Raw genomic sequence first — 18,297 nt, forward strand, 5'->3', positions numbered from 1 at the left:
TGTGTTCACAGCTTTTGTAGTTCATAATATTGAATTTGAAGAAAAATTTTGTGATTTACAATTTTCCAGCCTTTTTCTTGAAAGAGGCTTACCAGCTCTTTAGGTTGATAAACCTTGACATCACCTTCAGTTGAAAAGCGGTTCAGTCGCCAATTATAAAGCTTTGTCACTACAGGGATATGAATTTCCACGATGACTAATCTGCCGTCCTGTTTTAACAAACGGCTGGCCTCATCTAAAAAGCGATCGGGATGAGGGAAATGATGAAAACTGGCCGAACAAGTGATAATATCGAAATCATTCTTCGGAAATGGAACAGCTTCCGCACTACCTTGCTTAAATTCAAACTGAGGATGACGTTGGCTGGCAACCTTAACCATTTCAGAAGAAATGTCTAAACCTGCCCCCGAAATATTTGTCTGCTTACTGAGCATGGACAGAAGAGTGCCATTGGCACAGCCGATATCAAGAATACTGGCATCTTTGGGCACTTCCAAATGTTTGACAATAAACTTTTTGAAAAATGAAGCAAGGAAACCATCAAAGGAGTGGTCAAAATGCTGGGCGATATTATCATAGAATTTTTCTGATTCTTTTTCGTAATTGTGATTTTTGTGTGGCATTTTTGGGTTCTTTTTGGAATTGAGTCTTATTTTTTCAGCAACAATCCCACACACTCCACATGCTTCGTCTGTGGGAAAAGATCAACGGGTTGTACTTTCTCCAAAAGATAGCCTTCTTCTTCAAAGCGGACGACATCACGCGCAAATGTCGCTGGATTACATGAGATATAGACCACGGCACGTGCTTGGGTTGCTGTGGCGGCTTTGATAAAGCTTTCGTCTAGACCCTTGCGAGGTGGATCAACGAAGATAACATTAGGTTGGATACCGTCTTGTAACCATTGTGGCATTACTTCTTCTGCCGGTCCTACTTCGTACTGCGCATTTGTAATACCATTCAGCGCTGCATTTGTCTTCGCGTTTTCAACTGCTTCTGGTATGATTTCCATACCGTAAACTTGTGCAACCTTATCTGCCATTCCAAGGCCGATTGTACCGATACCGGAATAAGCATCAATCACAACATCTTCAGCTTTCAAATCTGCAAAATCATAAGCCAACTGATAGAGTTTTTCTGCCTGTGCTGTGTTGACTTGATAGAATGCACGGGCCGAGATTTGGAAGTCTTTACCTAACATGCTGTCCGTTATATAATCTTTACCTGAGAGCAGTTTGAACTTAGAGCCAAAGATCGCATTCCCTGTTGAGGTATTAATACTGAGCTGGAAAGAGTCCACTTTATTGCTGTATTCAGCCACAAGTTCTGAAAGCCCCGCGAATTTCTCTTTAGTCACAACCAAAATCAGCATCATTTGGCCGCTGTGATGACCACGACGAATCACGATATTGCGTACAATGCCTCGTTTTGTTTGCTCATCATAAGGCGGAATATTGAGCTTGATTAAACTCTCCCGCACCTGATTAACCAACTCATCAATTTCTGGATTTTGGATGTAAAAATCACGAATTGGCACTAAATCGTGTGAGTTTTTTCGGAAAAAGCCCGTCTCTGTTTTACCATTGATGCTACGGACAGGCACCTGTGCTTTATTGCGGTATTGGCTTTCTTGTTCCGCACCTAAAGTGTCAAGAACCGGAAAGTCTGGCTTGTGTGCGTTTTTACGCAGTACATCAACAACTTGTTTGTGTTTAAAGTGAAGCTGGGCTGGATAGGTCATGTGCCCAAAGTCAGCTATCCCTGTACGGAGATAGGTCATATTGACATCTTGTACACGATCTGGTGATTGGCTGAGCCATTCTTCAACCTTACCGAAGCCGAAATTCTTTCCGACTTTTAGGACTTTCATTTTTATCTCTTCACCGGGTAAGGCATTTTCAACAAAAAAAGGGAAGTTATCTGCTTTGATAACTCCTTGCCCTTCATGTGTTAAGTCAAGGACTGTTCCTTGAATCACTTCATTTTTCTGGAATTTTTTCATGCTTTTATGATAGCATACCCGCTTGATAAAGTCCAATGTCTTTCATCCTCTACTGTCAAGAATCAACTTCCCCAAAAAAGCAGCAATTTTTTCACTCTCTGCTGGTAGATGCTCGTGGCTCACCTGAAGGACTTCTGGGTTATCGCCTACAGAAATTGCAAGCTTGGCATGTTGGAGTAGTTTTACATCATTTTTATCATTACCAAAGCCGATATAGTTAGTCTGTCCCATGACTTCCGACAATACCTGATATTTATTGATGTTTCTAGCCGTAATCACCAATTCCTGCACATCAGAATGGTATAAAACAGCCAGTTCTTCATCTGTATTGAATTCCTGATAGAACTTTGGTGTAACACCAAATATGATGATTTTAATCACATCTTCATAACTCAAGTCGACGTTTTGAGCTTTGTGAGCGGTATCCAATTTATTAAGTATGTTTGTTTGAGCAGAAACTTTTGCACTGTAATTCCAATCATAATCTATGACATACTCTAGCCCTCGCAACTGTATAAAAGTTACAATTTTTTCTACACTAGTGGGTGTGATGGTTTGTGTGGGGGAAATGCCTTGCTTCATACGAACAATACTGCCGTTTCCGCCAATCAAATCATTGTCTGGGAAGTCTTCTAAAAGCGGCAGCATATCGCGTACAGGACGAGCTGAAGCAAAAATTATTTTGACCTTTTCATCCAGTTGACGTAATTTTTCAAGGATATTTGCTTCAATTTCGTAACCATTAAAAACAATTGTCCCGTCCAAATCAAACACGAGTGCATCATAACTTTCTTTCTTAAAATTCATTCTGTTTCTCCATCATTGTCTCTCTCAACTTATTTTAACAGACTTGAGCTTTATTGAGAGCTATGCGAAACCAGATGCAACTTTTATCCGGAAAATGGTTCGGAATTTGGGTTTATAAAATGAAAAAACTTCATGACATGTAAAGTATCATAAAGTTTTGAATTTAAATATCAAAGAAGGGATTGGTATTTTCTTTGCTTTCAATGATTTCAACATCTGTACCAAAGCTGGCTAGTTTTTTAGCAACTTTTGGGATAAAGAGATGTTCCAAGTAATGACCAGGATCCAGTCCAATAAGCCCCTGCGAAAGCTGGTCATGACCAACGTGATAATATATATCACCCGTAATATAGAGATCTGCTCCTTTGGCTTGAGCTTCTGGCCAGAATTTTCCACCGCTGCCCCCACAGATAGCCACACGTTGAATAGTCTGGCTCAAAGAGCGATCATAAGTCACCAAACGCAGATGATCTAAAGCAAAAGTTTGTTTCATTTTTTCTGAAAAGTCTGCCAAGCTCATCGGTGTGATATTTCCGACACGACCTAAACCTTCCGCTGATAAGATTTCCGTATCTTTAATGTCTAAAAGATCACAGAACCAATCGTTAAGGCCACCATCCACAACATCAATATTGGTATGACTTGTATAAACTGCAATGCCTGCTTTTATCAAATCAAGGACGATTTTTTCCTGACTGTCCGCATCTGTCAAGTTGGCTAAAGGCCGAAAAATAACTGGATGTTTTGCTAAAATCAAATCCACATCCATTTCAATGGCCTCTAAAACCGTTTGTTCACGAATATCTAGTGTCACCAAGACCTTTTTTACTGGAGCATCGAGCGAGCCTATCTGTAAGCCAACAGGATCGCCTTCAACTGCTAAATCTTTGGGACAAAATTCTTCATACAAGGCCATGAACTCTCTGATTTTCATTGGAGGACTCCTTCTATTTTTTCTTTTTCTGCTTGAACTGTTACCCGTTTTTCATGATTTTCAGGAAGTCGCTCAAGTATTTTATTTAAAGTATTGAGCTCTTTATGCCACTTTTGACGGAAGACTTCTGATTTTTCTTGGGACAAATATGGTCCAAATTCAAGCTCTGTTTCATTCAGCTCGGCTGTGCCGTGTTCTGCCACAATAATTTCGTAGATTTTTCCTGCTTCAAGAAGTATCTTTTCAGAAGTAATTACAAAATTATGTGCCATAAGCCAAGAACGAAGGCTCTCTTCATGATTATTGGGTTGTAAAACGAGTTGCTCCACTTGGCTCAATTTGTCTTTTCCAGCTTCGAGGATTTCGGAGATTAAAATCCCTCCCATACCAGCAATCACGATACTTGTAATAGCATCACTTTCTTCAAAGGCAGCCAGACCATTAGCTAATCTGACTTCAATCTTCTCTTGTAAGTTCTGCTCAGCCACGTGATTTTGGGCGATTTGATAAGGGCCTTTAACCACTTCGCCTGCGATTGCAAAGTCAATCTTTTCTTGCTGAACCAAATAGGCAGGCAAATAAGCATGGTCGCTGCCCACGTCCAGAAGACGGCTATTGGGCTTCACGAGATCTGCAACAGCTTGTAGGCGTTTCGAGAGTTTTATTATTTCATTCATTTAAGTTTTTCTTTCCAAATTTACAGTATTCAAGCACAGGACATTCCTCACACTTTGGAGCACGTGCTGTACAATGATAACGGCCAAAAAAGATGAGATGGTGATGACTTTCCACCCAACGTTCTTCAGGAATCAGCTTCATCAACTTCTCTTCCACCTCCAAGACGGAGGCTTTTTGTGGCACAATATCCAAGCGTTTTGAAATACGTTCAACATGCGTATCAACAGCTATTCCAGGAATACCGTAGGTTTCTCCCAGAACAACATTGGCCGTTTTCCGTCCTACACCCGGCAAGGTTTGTAATAACTTTTTATCTCTGGGCAGTTCACTGTTAAAATTTTCTACCAACATTTGCGAAGTTTTGACAATATTCTTCGCTTTTGTTTTGTAAAGTCCAATCGTTCGGATACATTGTTCGACATCTGCGATATCTGCCTGTGCCAAGCTTTCTGGATCAGGGTATTTAGCAAAAAGTCCTGGTGTCGCCTTATTAACGCCCTTATCTGTAGCTTGTGCAGATAAAATGGTGGCAATTAAAAGTTGAAAGGGTGTTTCCCATTCTAGCTCACCATGTGCTTCAGGAAACATAGCGACAATGATATCTAAAGCTTCTAAAAATCGTTTCTTACTCAGCATATTATTTTCCGTTCCAGGGCCCATCCATCGGGATATAAAAATTAGTATTTTTATGGTTTTGCGTGGCTTCAGTACGCTCTTCCTTGCGCTGCTCCACAGCTTGGGTACTCATCAAGCCATCATTGCGCCAATTGCGTAAAATGGCTTTGATGTAGTTGAGCGAAACCTTACGGTTCACCACTGCTTCACGCAAGGCAAGTTTAATGAGCTCAAAGTCGTACTTATCTTCAAACAAGAGAATACGAAGCTCTTCGCTTTGCATCGGAGTAATCATGCCCATTTCCGCTTCGAAAATATGGACTAATTCTTGCAGCTGGCTCTTGTTTTGTTGTGTTGGTGCAGTTGTTTCTGCATGCTCTTCTTTAGCTAAACCCTCTAATTGGTCTAATTTTTTTAAAGCTGGTGTGACATCAAAGATGGTTTCCATATCTCCAGCAATTCCGAGTAAAGTAACCTTTAAAGAGCCGAATTCTTGAAGATTGTCAATACTGCGGTTCACATCGGCAAGTTTTTTTCCTATTTTAGTTGCAATTTCACTTGGCGCTATATCACGATTTTCATATAAATAAAGCCAAACCAAAAAATCCTCTGCTGAAGGAAACACTTGAGCAAAATGCTCCAGCATAGCATGAGGAAGTACAATGTGTCCAGTCATGTAATTTTCATAGTAGGTCATAGTTCTATTTTATCATAAATGCTTCAATCAACCACAGATACATCATCATTGAGATACATATTTAATTTTTAAATTTTTTGACATACACAAGACGCTCAACAAATGCAAAAATAATAACGATAATTACTGCAAGTGTACCATGAGAAGCAACGGTTCCTAATACTTTTACAAAATATGATATGGAATAAAAAAAGAAACTCTCATTACTAAGAGTTTCCTTTTTTATTGGTTGCCAATTTTAATCAAATTCTTCATATTCATTCGGATCTTGACCATCAATACGTCCGTCTGGTTTTTCCAGCGTATTAATCTGCGCTACCTCATCTTCAGTTAATTCAAAATCAAAAATTGCTAGATTTTTTCGTTGATGGATTAAATTTCTGGATTTTGGAATAGGAACAATGCCACGTTCTACATGCCAACGTAGCACAATTTGACCAGCTGTCTTCCCATACTTTTCAGCAAGACTTGTGATAATAGGCTCTTCAAGGGCATCGTTTCCTCGCCCTAATGGACTCCATGCTTCCGTAATGATGCCGCGCTCAGCATTTGCTTTTACCATATGCTCTTGCACCCAATAGGGGTGAATTTCAATTTGATTGACGGCTGGAGTAACGCCTGTTTCAGTAATAATTTTGTCTAAATGCTCGGGTTCGAAGTTGGAAACACCAATGGAGCGTATTAAGCCCATTTTTTGAGCTTGAATTAAAGCCTTCCAAGCTTCCACATATAGTCCACGTTTTGGCAGGGGCCAGTGAATCAGATATAAATCAAAATACTCCAAGCCCATACGATAGAGCGATTCTTGAATCATGCCCAAAGCATCTTCATAATGATGATATTTTCCCGGTAACTTCGTCGTCACGAAAAATTCTGAACGCGGAAGACCTGAACGACGAATGGCTTCACCGACTATCCCCTCACTGTCATAGTTGGTTGATGTATCCAAAAGACGGTAACCACTCTGGATAGCTGTCAAAACCTGATCCAGACCTTCTCCGCCACGGATCTGATAGGTTCCTAGACCCACACTTGGTATCAAATGGCCATCATTCATCGTTATTAAAGGTGTTTTCATTCGTAAATCCTCCTTATAGTTGAATTTCCACAGAAAATAAACACATATTCTCTATATTTTCATTCTAACATAGGACAGAGTGGAAGAAAAAATACCTGTTTATTAATTTTGGGCGATAATTTTTTTAGGTTTTCTTTCCCAAATTATCCTTTGCCAAACAAGGCTTTGTATTCGCCATAGCCCTCTTCTTCTAATTTTTCAACCGGAATAAATCTTAAAGCCGCAGCATTTATACAATAACGCAATCCTCCCTGATCTTGTGGTCCATCATTGAACACATGTCCTAAGTGAGAATCAGCCTCCTTACTTCTTACTTCCACACGATGCATGCCTAATGAGAAATCAGCTTTTTCTTTGACACCACGTTTTTCTATGGGGTGAGTAAATGACGGCCAACCACATCCAGCATCATATTTATCCGTTGAGCTAAAGAGCGGTTCCCCGCTGACAATATCAACGTAAATTCCCTCTTGATAGAAATCATCGTATTTTCCTGAAAAAGGACGTTCCGTTGCATTTTCTTGCGTCACTGCATATTCTATATCAGACAATCTTTGCTTGAGTTCTTCTTTTGAAGGTTTTTCCATGATAAACACCACCTTATCTGTTTTTCTCCCTTTATTATAGCACTCTCCCCATAAAAAGTAGCTGGTTCTGTCTGTAATTTCTCCTTAAGCTTTCTTGTTATATTAGCATAAGGCATACCACTTATCTAAGTGGTGTTTCTTCATTTTTGAACCCTACTTTTTAGCAATGTAATGCGCCTCACAATGACATTTTTTAATTTTATCGCGCCCACATTATCCATCACTTCGAGGCAAGCTGTTATAATTTTTCGCCATTACTTCGACTTTCGAAAGCGTATATATAACATCCTTTTAAAACACGAGCAATCGCCTTACTTGTCAAATCCGATTCCACAGTGAGACTATTCAACCGTGATAAAACAATCCCAGCTTTTGTATCACACTCTGCTTCAATAAATACTAATTCAGCCTTGATCAAAATATTAATCAGCAATGCACGGTATTCATGAAGTACCTTTAAGTATTTAAAAAATTTTTTATTTTTAAAAAATGTCTCGATAATATTCCAGATCAAATTTAGATTGAGCTGTTCCAACGTGTGGATGAGGATATATAACTCATACTGCCCCCAAAGTGGTCCTACTGATAAAAGAGATTCCACTTCTTGGATTTCTTTTTCCGACAGCTGAGTGTACGTTGCTTTAGCACTTAAAGCAATCATATAGGTAGATTCATTCTCATATTCTAGGTTTTTTTCATACAGATATTGGAGCTCTGCCTCATCTTGATTATAATATGCATTTTCAATATTTTGAAACTGTGTAATAAAATATTCAGGTAAGCCGTTATTTACAAGCAAGGAATAATCTAAAATAGTAAGATTCATACTTTCTAGAAGCGCTTCAAGTTTGTCAAAAGATACTAAAGATTTACCGTTTTCAAACTGTGAAATCGTTGCTTTAGAAACACCACTTAGTGTATTCAACTCTGATAGACTCATATTTTTTTGTAACCTTAGGTTGTGGAATATTTTTCCATACTTACTATAAATCATTTTACACTAAACCCACTTTCGAGCATCCAAAGACAGATAAGTTTTATCATTATCTACTTCACAAGCTCTCACTTTCCAAGATAAAATTATATCTTTTTTGTTCTTAGGAGTATATACCAAACAGGATATGTTTAGAATTCTAAACATATCCTGTTTGGTATAGATTTTTTCTTGTCACTGGAGGCGTCTTTTTGTTATGATTGAAAGTTATTCGAAAAGAATTTTGTTTTCTACTATTATAATGGTAACCCTTTCTCTTTAAATGCAATAAAAAAACGAAGTTTTGCTAAACCTCGTTTTAATTCATTATTATTTTGTTATTATATTACTTTGATTGGAGGATCAATTAGTAAAAGAAGCGAATGAGTATACCACCCATGATGAGGACAATGGCACCACACAAACGGTTGGCCATTTGTGCAAAGGCAATCATTTCCATACGATCAGAGGCAGAGAGAACGGCAATATTACCTGTTCCACCCATAGAGTTATTAATCATACCAGCACCGATAGCTGTTTCGACAGGGTACATACCTAAGGCAAGTCCCAAGAACCAGCTTGTCAAGCCCATCGCGATAACACTTGTCAGACAGAGCACAATAAATTGCCATGTCAAAGCAGAGCCTAGTGTGGTCAAATCAATCAATGCCAAACCAATACCTGCCAATACCGCATGTGTAAGATTGGTCATGATGATTTGGTTAAACATCACAACCGATTCCTCCAACTCTTTTGGTACAGCATCAAAGGCTTTGAGAACAAAGACGATGATAATCATAAAGGCGTATTCATGGATATTTGGGAAGAATTTATTCAAAATCACACCCACCATGAGTAGGGTAAAGGCATACAGCATACCGACACCAATTTTAGTGGCATCAAATTCAATTTTAGGTTTTGCAAGTTCTTCTTTTGTTGCAGAAACTAAGGTGCCGTGACCATTGTATTTTGATTTCGCAAAGATTTTAGAAATGGAAAGCGCCCCAATGATGGCAATAATATTCCCAAAGGTTACTGCGGGAGCAAGTTGAGAGAAAATTGCGGTTTGGTTACCATTGGCTAAACCATCAGCATAGATTTGTGATAAAGGTGTAATTCCGGCTCCCATACCACCAGACATCATAGGCATTGAAACATACATGACAGAGTCTGCAAAACCATTGCCAAGCAAGACACCCATACCACCAACAGCGAAGAAACCAACGACCATTGTGACCAAAGCAACAGGGATAAATTTCGCCGAAGCTTTGACAAGCAAACTTCTGTTCATTCCCAAGATTGATCCACAAATCAAGGCTGCAATATAGAAATCAAGAAAACCAAATTGACCGCCCATAAATTTGCCTACTGCATCAATCACATTTGCAGGAATGATATGGAAAAAGGATAAGAGAGTTGCACCTAATAAAGTGAAAACTGATCCACCACCCAAATATGAATTCATAATGGGTAATTTTTCACCAATAAAGTAAAGCAAGTGCCCCAACAGTACTAATAGGAGAGTAATACCCACCATGTTAAGTGGTAATTTTCCTAAACCTATTGTCACTGCCAACACAATCATAAAAAAGGCATAGAGAGGAAGACTTATTCCTGAAATTTTTATTTCTTTTAATTTTTTCATTTTAATCCATTAACCTCTTAGTATTTTGGATACCATTTCATCTCGCGAACGGCTTTCACCATATCTTTTTCTTGAGCTTGTGCCAAACCTTGTTCTTGAGCTTTTTTAGCTACTGCTTCTGCAACTTTGATTGAAACATCAGCAACATATTCAAATGGAGGAAGAACCGGAGCACCAGCAGCGCCTGGATCAACAAGACCACTCAATGAGTGCGCAGCGGCACCAATCATTTCATCAGTAAGAAGTGATGCTTCTGAAGCCAACATACCAAGTCCCAAACCAGGATAGATCAAAGCGTTATTTGCTTGACCGATTTGGTAGTCGACACCTTTATAAGAGACAGTTCCTGAAGGAATACCTGTTGCAACAAAGGCTTTACCATCAGACCATGTAATCACTTGTTCAGCAGTTGCTTCCAATTTTTTAGTTGGATTTGAGATTGGGAAAATCACTGGGCGTTCAGTGTTGGCACACATTGCTTCAACAACTTCTTTTGTAAATGCACCTGCATCAGTTGAAGTACCTACCAAGATAGTAGCTTTAACTGTTTTGATAACATTGGCTAAGTCCGTCATATCACCAGCATTTGCAAAATCTGCACGTTTTTTAGCAAATGGTTTTTGTGCTGGAGTCAAATCTTCCATATCATCAAAGAGCAACCCTTGTTTATCCATCATAAAGAAATGGTTGTAGGCTTCTTCTTCTGAAAGTCCTTCACTTACCATCTCCGCATGAACACGATCAGCAATCCCTGCACCAGCAGAGCCACCACCGTAGCAGAGGTAAACTTGGTCTGTTAATTTTTCACCTGTGATATCAAGTGAACCGAAGATACCACCTAAAACAACAATACCAGTTCCTTGGATATCATCGTTGAAAGTTGGAATTGCTTTTTTGTATTTGTTCAAGATATTTGCAGCATTTGAACGTCCGAAGTCTTCCCAGTGCAAATAAAGTTTAGGGAACATTGCTTCAGCAGTTTCCACAAACTGGTCAACAAAGTCGTAATATTGGTCCCCATAAACACGGGCGTGACGATTTCCAAGATACATTGAATCTTCCAAGAGTTCTTTACGGTTAGTCCCTGCATCAATAACGATAGGAAGAACTGATGCTGGATCGATACCGGCTGCTGCAGTATAAACCATTAATTTACCAACAGAGATATCAACACCTTGTGTTCCCCAGTCGCCGATACCGAGAATTCCTTCAGCATCTGTCACAACAATCAGACGGATATTGCGATCGCCCGCTGCATTTTTCAATGTTTCTTGGATATTTTCTGGATGGTTAATATCAAGATATGCAGCATATTGTGGATCTACAAATAGACGGCTGTAGTTTTCGATTGTTTCAGCAATAACTGGATCATATACGATAGGATTAAACTCTACGATATGTTGGTTAAACAAATAGTAGAACAAAGTACGGTTTGTATTGAAGATTTCCATCAAGAAATGGCGTTTCTCTAAATCAGATGGTTTTTCCAAGTAATGTTGGTAAGTTTGTTCTGCTTGTTCTTCAAGTGTTTGAACATAAGGTGGCAAAAGACCAATTAAGCCAAGTTCCTTACGTTCTTCCATAGTAAATGCTGTTCCTTTATTTAAAAAAGGATTGTTTAAAATTTCATGTGCACGCATTCGTACGTCCTCCAAATTTATTATTCCTATAAGAAATTCTTACAAAATGTATTTTAATACTTATAAAAAATTATAGTCAAACCTTTGGGTTATAATAAATATTATTTATAACAAATCGATAAACTTGTGATAGAATATAAGGGTCAAAGGAGCGTTTAAACTAATGAATTTGCATGATTTCGAGTATTTTAATGCCTTAGGGGACTTGTTGTCTTTTACTGCTGTTTCTAATCATTTTGGGGTAAGTCAGCCGACAATTACCTACGCTGTAAAGAGATTGGAACAATATTATAACTGTAATTTAATATACAAAGATCCTTCTCACCGAACAGTTGTCCTAACAGATGAAGGGAAAATATTGAAAATTCATATCGAAAGTATTTTGGAAGAGTTGGCACTCACGCAAAGAGCCATCGAGCATTCTAAAAATCATCAAAATCATATTGGTTTCCCCCCTATTATTCGAGCAAAAATTCTGGCTCAACTCATAAACGATAAGGAGGCGATTAGCTTTTTATCTAAGTTTGATTTAGTATCGGGTGGCTCGGAGGAACTTCTGGCCAAACTTATCTCCGGCTCAATTGATTTTAGCCTTATAGGCAGCATTGCTCCCCTGATGCACCCCAACCTTTTTGTGAAATTACTTTACCAACGCGAATTTTATATCTTTGTCTCTAAAGATAACCCACTTGCCTCACGTCAAGAAATTTCATTTAAAGAAGCCTTGGATTATCCTTTTATCCTGCTTGATGAAAGTTTTGTGCATATGGAAGCTTTCCAAAATTTGAATGAAAAATACAAGAAAAAAGCAAAAGTTCTTTTTAATTTTTCGGATATCCATACTATTGGCCAACTGGTCAACTCAAATGTTGGCATAACCTTGATGACCGATTTTCTTCCCTTTGCCGATATGGATAGTCTTATAAAGATACCACTAATACCTGAAGATAAGCAAATTTTTCATGTTCAATATGCTTATTTAAGAAGTACACTTCTCAATGCGGACTTGAAAGAATTGATTCGCTTACTGGATGAGCTAAATGAAAAAATAAATTGAAGAGAAAAGAGATTTTTTCTCTTTTTTCTTTGTTAAATTTTCTCCGTTTTTTTCACAAACTTTCGCCAACCGCATAATTCCGGAAAGAATTGTTTGACAAGCCCCACTCAAAAAAGGTAAAATATTCACAAAGACTATGTAAAGGAGATAACATGGCTGGCTCCCAAGTTAATAAACAACTACCCAAGGCAACGGCAAAACGTTTGCCTCAATATTATCGCTTGTTCAAACTTTTAGTTGATGAACAAGTAACACGCACAAACTCACAACTTATTTCGGAAAAAATTGGTGTGGATGCAGCGACGATTCGTCGCGATTTTTCACTCTTTGGTGAGCTGGGACGTCGAGGCTATGGTTATGAAACACGCGCTTTACGTGATTTCTTTGGAGAATTACTCGGACAAGATCAAGAAACGCATATCGCACTCGTAGGAGTCGGTAACCTTGGACGCGCCCTTATTAATTATGAATTCCAAAACCGCAATAAAATGCGCGTTACCCAAGCTTATGATGTTCCAGAAAATCCACTCGTTGGTACAACAACTTCTACAGGTGTGCCTATCTACGACATCGCTGACTTCTCTAAAAATATTAAAGATTCAAAAATCAAAACAGCAATTATTTCTGTCAATAAAGAGAACGCTCAAGAAGTCGCAGATATCCTAGTTAAATCAGGTATCAAAGGTATTCTTAACTTTTCACCCTTGCGCTTGCAAGTTCCTGAAGATGTTGTCGTTCAGTCAATTGACTTAACGAAAGAACTTCAAACCCTCTTATTCTTTATGTCAAATAAAGACATCAAATAAGTTGAGAGCTTAAAAATAAAAAAGTACATAGGAAGGTTGACTTCCTATGTACTTTTTATTCGCCCAATAAACCTTCTTCTCTAAAGCTCAAATAAGAAGCCTGGCCTGTAATGATATGATCTAAAAGTTGTATACCTAAAGCATCGCATGCTTGCTTAATCTTCTGTGTGAACAGCTTGTCTTGTTGACTTGGTTGGGTAATCCCGGAGGGATGATTATGTGCAATGATGATCCCTACAGCTAAATTTCTTACCGCATGATGTAAAATTTCCCGGGGATTGGCAATGGAATGGTTCACAGCACCAATAAAAATCGTTTTTTTCTGAATAATGCGATGCTGTGCGTCTAGGTAGATTGCGACTAAATTTTCCTGTTCAAAATCAGACATCTCATCTGCTAAACTCAACCCAAATTGGCGAGATCCTATTACTTGTCCGTATCTTTTTCTTTGGGTCGTATGGATTCGTTTACCCAGTTCAATCATCGCCCGAATTTCCAAGGCTTTGATAGGCCCAATACCGGAGATTGCTTTCAACTCTGTTAGAGAAGCCCGACGAAACTCTTCTAAACTGCTAAAGGTTGTCAAAACCCGTGCAGCAAGTTCCATAACATTTTCTTTTTTACTGCCTGTTCGGAGTAAAATGGCTAAAAGTTCTTGTTCACTCAGCTTTTCTGGTCCAAAAATGTTCAATCTTTCTCGGGGTCTCATCGGATATTGTTCTTCTTTAATGTGATACACGACTTTCTCCTTAATCATTTATACGAAAAAAGAGTGTAGGTATCACTTTTTTAGAAAATAAAAAAGTGGATTTTTATAACCCACTTTTTTATTTCGTTTTTATTCCACTGTTACAGCTTTGGCGAGGTTACGTGGTTTATCAACATCCAACCCTCGTTGGACAGTTGCGTAGTATGCAATAAGCTGTGTGGGTACCACCATTGATATCGCTGAAAGATAAGGATGAACGTTATTGATAACGATATCATCATCTTCACGCGCTACAGCTTCTTCGACAATCGTAATTGCTGAAGCCCCACGTGCCACTGTTTCTATAACGTTTCCACGGGTGTGTGCCGCAACTTCTTCATTATTTGAAATAAGGGCAATAACAGGTGTACCATTTTCAATCAAGGAAATTGTTCCGTGTTTGAGTTCACCAGCAGCAAAGCCTTCACATTGGATATATGAAATTTCTTTTAATTTTAGACTGGCTTCCATAGAGACAAAATAATCTTGTTTGCGTCCGATGTAGAAGGCATTTCGTGCTTCTGGTAAAAGCTTGGCTACAACATCGGAAATCAATTCCTTCTCTGACAATGTAGATTCGATAGATTGTGCCACGAGTGAAATTTCCTTAACCAAGTCAAAAGCAAGTGACTTAGGATTTTGGTCTGCATCACCTACAGCTTTTGCTAGGAAGGCGAGCGTTGCAATTTGTCCAGTGTAAGCTTTTGTAGAGGCCACCGAAATTTCAGGCCCCGCACCAATCAGCATTGTGTGTGTTGCTTCACGTGACAATGTAGAGCCAGGAACATTTGTGACCGTTAAACTTGGATGACCAAGCGCATTTACTTTTACCAATACCTGACGGCTATCTGCTGTTTCACCGGACTGTGAAAGGAAGATAAACAAAGGATTTTTGCTTAATAGTGGCATACCATAGCCCCACTCAGAAGCCACGCCAAGCTCAACTGGTGTATTCGTCAGCTCTTCAAGAATTTGTTTTGAAGCATAACCTGCATGAAGCGATGTTCCTGCCGCAATAATATAAATACGATCTGCTGCTTGAACAGCTTTAACGATATCCGTATCAACAGTTAATTGCCCGTCTTGATCGGTATAAGTTGAGACCAATTTACGCATTACCGTTGGTTGTTCATCAATTTCTTTGAGCATGTAGTAAGGATATGTTCCTTTACCAATGTCAGAAAGGTCAAGTTCTGCTGTGTAGCTTTGGCGCTCAACCTTATATCCTTCATAATCCATGACTTCTGCCTTATCTTTAGTTAAGATAACCAGTTCTTTATCATGAATTTCCATAAATTCAGATGTTTCACGAATCATCGCCATCGCATCAGAACATACCATGTTGTAGCCATCCCCCAAGCCAATAAGTAAAGGCGATTTGTTTTTCGCAACATAGATCACGTCAGCATCTTCAGCATCCATAAGAGCAAAAGCATAAGAACCTTCAATAATAGAGAGTGCCTTTTTGAAGGCTTCAAGTACAGAGAGTCCTTCTTCTTCTGCAAACTTAGCGATGAGATGAACAGCCACCTCTGTATCTGTTTGACCTTTAAATGTATCCTTAGCAAGATATTCTTCTCTGATTTCTGAGAAGTTTTCAATTACACCATTGTGTACTAAAACGAAACGTCCTGAAGTAGAAGTATGAGGATGCGCGTTATCTTCGGTTGGTTTACCATGGGTCGCCCAACGTGTATGACCAATCCCTGTTGATCCTGTAACGTTATCACCTGTTTTTGCCTCTAAATCTGCAATGCGTCCTACAGATTTCACAAGATTCACTTGACCTGCGCCATCAGCAACTAAAATTCCTGCTGAATCATAACCACGGTATTCAAGTTTTTCAAGACCTTGCATTAGAATGTCTGTTGCATTACGATTTCCGACAACTCCTACGATACCACACATATTAATTTCTCCATAAGCTAATTGGTATAGTTAGCTTTTTCTTTATTTTTTCGTCAATAAGAATATGATAATACAATGTTTTGTATTTGTCAAGAATAATAATTCTTTAATTGGTATAGTTTGTTAAGGAGTAAAAAAAAATAAATCTTCCGATTTACTTTAATTGTAATTTTAATAATGCTTTATCTATTTCTGTAAGTACCTTTTCGAGGTCTTCTGTATTATTTACGAAGTCAAGTGCATCTCCATTAATCCGAATTTTAGGGGATACATCATAGTTTTCATACCAAGCGGGGTATTCTTCATGGACTTGATGGTAATATGCTTTTAATTCAGGTTGATCATCAATCTGTTCAAAACTACGCCCACGTTGTGCAATTCGGGAAAGCATTGTTTCAAAACTCACATCAATATAGACCAGTAAGTCAGGACGCTTTTTAGGCATTCCTTCCATTTCTTCGAGCATATTACTGAGCAAGTTCTGATAGATTTCTAATTCTGTTTTAGTGACATTGCCATTTTTATAGTTTAGAGTTAAGAAAAGTTCGTCTTCAAAAATTGAGCGATCAAGGACATTATTCTCTTGAGTATAAGCCATTTTGATTGATTCAAAACGCTTGTTCAAAAAATAGATTTGCAACAAGAACGCATACTTTTTCGGATCTTGATAATACAAGTCAAGAACCGGATTATTATCTACGGCCTCGTAATACACATCTGTTCCAAGATGCTCCCCTAAAGCCTTTGCTAAGCTTGATTTTCCAGCTCCTATTGTTCCTGCTAAAACAATCACAGTTTTCATCCTCCTCAAGTCCAGCAAGGACCTTATTTTTTTTATTGCTCTGACGCTAAGATGTATGCTCTAATTTGAGACATGAAATACAAAGAGCCTGTCATTAAAAGTACATCGTCTTCATGTAAATTTTCTTTTAATGCTGCATATGAGCTCTTCCAATCTTCTGCCAGCGTCACATTTTCTTTCTCTAAATAAACAAAATCTTCTAATTTTAAAGCTTTCGGATAATCAAAAGTGGTTAAAATTAGCTTCGAATTATCAACGGTTTGCATCATTTTAATCATCTCTGTAATATCTTTTGTGACCAGTGCTGAAAAGAGAATCGTAATTTTACGCCCTGAAAATTCATTTTTTAAGTTTTCCAAGAGTCGTTGCATGGCATGTACATTATGAGCGCCATCAAGTAGTGTTAAAGGTGCTTGACTGACTTCTTCCATGCGCGCCGGCCAAAATGTTCTTCTTAAACCCACTCGGATTGCTTCTTCTGAAAGTGATAATCCTATTTTATGTGCGTAAACCATGGTAAGTTTAACCGCAAGTGCTGCGTTGTCTATTTGATGTAGACCAAGTAAAGATTTTTCTAAGTTGAGCAAGTGAATTTCATCATCCTTGTAATTAAATCGCTCATTTTCAAGGATTTCTACCTGATAATCGATACTGTATTGATAATGTTTCGCTTGATTTGTTTGAGCTGTTTCCGCAATAACAGCTAGGGCTTCGTCCGCTATTTTCCCTGTCACCAAGGGTGTGTACGGCTTAATAATTCCAGCCTTTTGGGCAGCTATCTTCTCTAGTGTATCCCCTAGGATATCCATATGATCCATGCCGATAGTTGTAATTGCAGTTGCTACAGGTTGAATGACATTAGTACTGTCTAAAAGCCCCCCTAAACCTACTTCAATCAAAGCTACATCAACGTGTTCATCTGCAAAATAGCGAAACGCCAGAGCGGTAATAATTTCAAATTCTGTGATCCCTGCAAGTCTTTCGTCTTTGTCCATTTCCTCTACTAATGGTTTCAGTTGCTCGACATACTTGATAAGTTTTTCATCAGGAATAGGATGGCCATTAATCGCCATCCGTTCGCCAAAAGTCTCAATAAATGGACTGGTAAATGTAGCTACAGTCAAGCCCAACTGCTCCAAAATACCTCGGGTAAAAGCAACAGTTGAGCCTTTGCCATTTGTACCAGCAATGTGAAGCATCGACAACTCTTTTTCAGGGTTCCCGAGCAATTTAAGTAAGGCTTCAATTCGTGTCAATCCTGGGCGGATATTAAATTTAAGACGAGAATGTATCCATTCTAGTGCTGTTTCGATAGTCATA

18 protein-coding genes are annotated in these 18,297 nt (G+C 38.6%); 2 read left to right on the top strand and 16 right to left on the bottom strand.

Annotation, left to right across the window (positions count from 1 at the left end; all coding sequences use genetic code 11):
• Window positions 1-5 precede the first annotated feature (5 nt).
• The 12 genes from J0J36_RS05465 to J0J36_RS05520 all read right to left on the bottom strand — a co-directional run bounded on the left by J0J36_RS05465 (window position 6) and on the right by J0J36_RS05520 (window position 11,656).
• Window positions 6-623, bottom strand: a complete 618-nt coding sequence (locus J0J36_RS05465) for a class I SAM-dependent methyltransferase (protein WP_019291698.1) — start codon at window positions 621-623, stop codon at window positions 6-8.
• A gap of 26 nt (window positions 624-649) precedes the next feature.
• Window positions 650-2,038, bottom strand: a complete 1,389-nt coding sequence (gene rlmD, locus J0J36_RS05470; RefSeq protein WP_019291699.1) for a 23S rRNA (uracil(1939)-C(5))-methyltransferase RlmD — start codon at window positions 2,036-2,038, stop codon at window positions 650-652.
• Window positions 2,039-2,044: 6 nt separating this feature from the next.
• Window positions 2,045-2,809, bottom strand: a complete 765-nt coding sequence (locus J0J36_RS05475; RefSeq protein ID WP_019291700.1) for an HAD-IIB family hydrolase — start codon at window positions 2,807-2,809, stop codon at window positions 2,045-2,047.
• 163 nt (window positions 2,810-2,972) lie between these two features.
• On the bottom strand, window positions 2,973-3,743 hold the full coding sequence (locus J0J36_RS05480; protein ID WP_019291701.1) for a Nif3-like dinuclear metal center hexameric protein: 771 nt from the start codon (window positions 3,741-3,743) through the stop codon (window positions 2,973-2,975).
• Window positions 3,740-4,420: a tRNA (adenine(22)-N(1))-methyltransferase TrmK gene (locus J0J36_RS05485; RefSeq protein ID WP_153924878.1), complete on the bottom strand. Its 681-nt coding sequence runs from the start codon at window positions 4,418-4,420 to the stop codon at window positions 3,740-3,742. The genes J0J36_RS05480 and J0J36_RS05485 overlap by 4 nt, the downstream gene beginning before the upstream one ends.
• Window positions 4,413-5,057 carry an endonuclease III gene (gene nth, locus J0J36_RS05490; RefSeq protein ID WP_004257144.1) on the bottom strand — a complete coding sequence of 215 codons (645 nt, stop codon included), beginning with the start codon at window positions 5,055-5,057 and terminating at the stop codon, window positions 4,413-4,415. The genes J0J36_RS05485 and nth overlap by 8 nt, the downstream gene beginning before the upstream one ends.
• Before the next feature lies 1 nt (window position 5,058).
• Complete coding sequence (locus J0J36_RS05495) at window positions 5,059-5,733, bottom strand: DnaD domain-containing protein (RefSeq protein WP_019291702.1); 675 nt, start codon at window positions 5,731-5,733, stop codon at window positions 5,059-5,061.
• Window positions 5,734-5,971: 238 nt separating this feature from the next.
• On the bottom strand, window positions 5,972-6,811 hold the full coding sequence (locus tag J0J36_RS05500; RefSeq protein ID WP_019335883.1) for an aldo/keto reductase: 840 nt from the start codon (window positions 6,809-6,811) through the stop codon (window positions 5,972-5,974).
• A 143-nt stretch (window positions 6,812-6,954) separates the two neighbouring features.
• Window positions 6,955-7,398, bottom strand: a complete 444-nt coding sequence (gene msrB, locus J0J36_RS05505) for a peptide-methionine (R)-S-oxide reductase MsrB (protein WP_019291704.1) — start codon at window positions 7,396-7,398, stop codon at window positions 6,955-6,957.
• 238 nt (window positions 7,399-7,636) lie between these two features.
• Window positions 7,637-8,338 carry a helix-turn-helix domain-containing protein gene (locus J0J36_RS05510; protein WP_242520576.1) on the bottom strand — a complete coding sequence of 234 codons (702 nt, stop codon included), beginning with the start codon at window positions 8,336-8,338 and terminating at the stop codon, window positions 7,637-7,639.
• A 400-nt stretch (window positions 8,339-8,738) separates the two neighbouring features.
• A complete protein-coding gene (locus J0J36_RS05515; RefSeq protein ID WP_017371074.1) occupies window positions 8,739-10,016 on the bottom strand; it encodes a 2-hydroxycarboxylate transporter family protein in 1,278 nt (425 codons plus the stop codon).
• Between the two features lie 17 nt (window positions 10,017-10,033).
• Window positions 10,034-11,656 (bottom strand): malolactic enzyme, encoded by a 1,623-nt coding sequence (locus J0J36_RS05520; protein WP_040087496.1) that lies wholly within the window; start codon window positions 11,654-11,656, stop codon window positions 10,034-10,036.
• Window positions 11,657-11,819: 163 nt separating this feature from the next.
• On the opposite strand from J0J36_RS05520, the gene J0J36_RS05525 reads away from it, so the two are divergent.
• Both J0J36_RS05525 and J0J36_RS05530 read left to right on the top strand, forming a co-directional pair.
• On the top strand, window positions 11,820-12,713 hold the full coding sequence (locus J0J36_RS05525) for a LysR family transcriptional regulator (protein ID WP_153924892.1): 894 nt from the start codon (window positions 11,820-11,822) through the stop codon (window positions 12,711-12,713).
• A 152-nt stretch (window positions 12,714-12,865) separates the two neighbouring features.
• Window positions 12,866-13,519, top strand: a complete 654-nt coding sequence (locus J0J36_RS05530) for a redox-sensing transcriptional repressor Rex (protein ID WP_004257122.1) — start codon at window positions 12,866-12,868, stop codon at window positions 13,517-13,519.
• A 55-nt stretch (window positions 13,520-13,574) separates the two neighbouring features.
• Here J0J36_RS05530 and radC read toward each other — a convergent pair whose 3' ends face one another.
• From radC to J0J36_RS05550, 4 genes are all read right to left on the bottom strand, one after another.
• Window positions 13,575-14,258, bottom strand: a complete 684-nt coding sequence (radC, locus tag J0J36_RS05535) for a DNA repair protein RadC (protein WP_019291707.1) — start codon at window positions 14,256-14,258, stop codon at window positions 13,575-13,577.
• Between the two features lie 99 nt (window positions 14,259-14,357).
• Window positions 14,358-16,175: a glutamine--fructose-6-phosphate transaminase (isomerizing) gene (glmS, locus tag J0J36_RS05540; protein ID WP_153924895.1), complete on the bottom strand. Its 1,818-nt coding sequence runs from the start codon at window positions 16,173-16,175 to the stop codon at window positions 14,358-14,360.
• 154 nt (window positions 16,176-16,329) lie between these two features.
• Window positions 16,330-16,968 (bottom strand): deoxynucleoside kinase, encoded by a 639-nt coding sequence (locus J0J36_RS05545; RefSeq protein WP_004257113.1) that lies wholly within the window; start codon window positions 16,966-16,968, stop codon window positions 16,330-16,332.
• 41 nt (window positions 16,969-17,009) lie between these two features.
• The gene (locus J0J36_RS05550; RefSeq protein WP_117517892.1) at window positions 17,010-18,296 is read right to left on the bottom strand and encodes a folylpolyglutamate synthase/dihydrofolate synthase family protein; all 1,287 of its coding nucleotides are present in this window, start codon (window positions 18,294-18,296) and stop codon (window positions 17,010-17,012) included.
• Between the last annotated feature and the right edge of the window lies 1 nt (window position 18,297).

Source organism: Lactococcus sp. LG1074 (genome assembly GCF_017309525.1).
Classification (GTDB): domain Bacteria; phylum Bacillota; class Bacilli; order Lactobacillales; family Streptococcaceae; genus Lactococcus; species Lactococcus petauri.

Coding starts and splice junctions, on each gene's coding strand:
- msrB (WP_019291704.1), bottom strand. CDS start 7,398: ATGGAAAAACCTTCAAAAGAAGAACTCAAGCAAAGATTGTCTGATATA.
- J0J36_RS05480 (WP_019291701.1), bottom strand. CDS start 3,743: ATGAAAATCAGAGAGTTCATGGCCTTGTATGAAGAATTTTGTCCCAAA.
- J0J36_RS05515 (WP_017371074.1), bottom strand. CDS start 10,016: ATGAAAAAATTAAAAGAAATAAAAATTTCAGGAATAAGTCTTCCTCTC.
- J0J36_RS05550 (WP_117517892.1), bottom strand. CDS start 18,296: ATGACTATCGAAACAGCACTAGAATGGATACATTCTCGTCTTAAATTT.
- glmS (WP_153924895.1), bottom strand. CDS start 16,175: ATGTGTGGTATCGTAGGAGTTGTCGGAAATCGTAATGCAACAGACATT.
- J0J36_RS05495 (WP_019291702.1), bottom strand. CDS start 5,733: ATGACCTACTATGAAAATTACATGACTGGACACATTGTACTTCCTCAT.
- J0J36_RS05525 (WP_153924892.1), top strand. CDS start 11,820: ATGAATTTGCATGATTTCGAGTATTTTAATGCCTTAGGGGACTTGTTG.
- J0J36_RS05500 (WP_019335883.1), bottom strand. CDS start 6,811: ATGAAAACACCTTTAATAACGATGAATGATGGCCATTTGATACCAAGT.
- J0J36_RS05520 (WP_040087496.1), bottom strand. CDS start 11,656: ATGCGTGCACATGAAATTTTAAACAATCCTTTTTTAAATAAAGGAACA.
- nth (WP_004257144.1), bottom strand. CDS start 5,057: ATGCTGAGTAAGAAACGATTTTTAGAAGCTTTAGATATCATTGTCGCT.
- J0J36_RS05510 (WP_242520576.1), bottom strand. CDS start 8,338: ATGAGTCTATCAGAGTTGAATACACTAAGTGGTGTTTCTAAAGCAACG.
- J0J36_RS05485 (WP_153924878.1), bottom strand. CDS start 4,420: ATGAATGAAATAATAAAACTCTCGAAACGCCTACAAGCTGTTGCAGAT.
- J0J36_RS05530 (WP_004257122.1), top strand. CDS start 12,866: ATGGCTGGCTCCCAAGTTAATAAACAACTACCCAAGGCAACGGCAAAA.
- J0J36_RS05475 (WP_019291700.1), bottom strand. CDS start 2,809: ATGAATTTTAAGAAAGAAAGTTATGATGCACTCGTGTTTGATTTGGAC.
- J0J36_RS05465 (WP_019291698.1), bottom strand. CDS start 623: ATGCCACACAAAAATCACAATTACGAAAAAGAATCAGAAAAATTCTAT.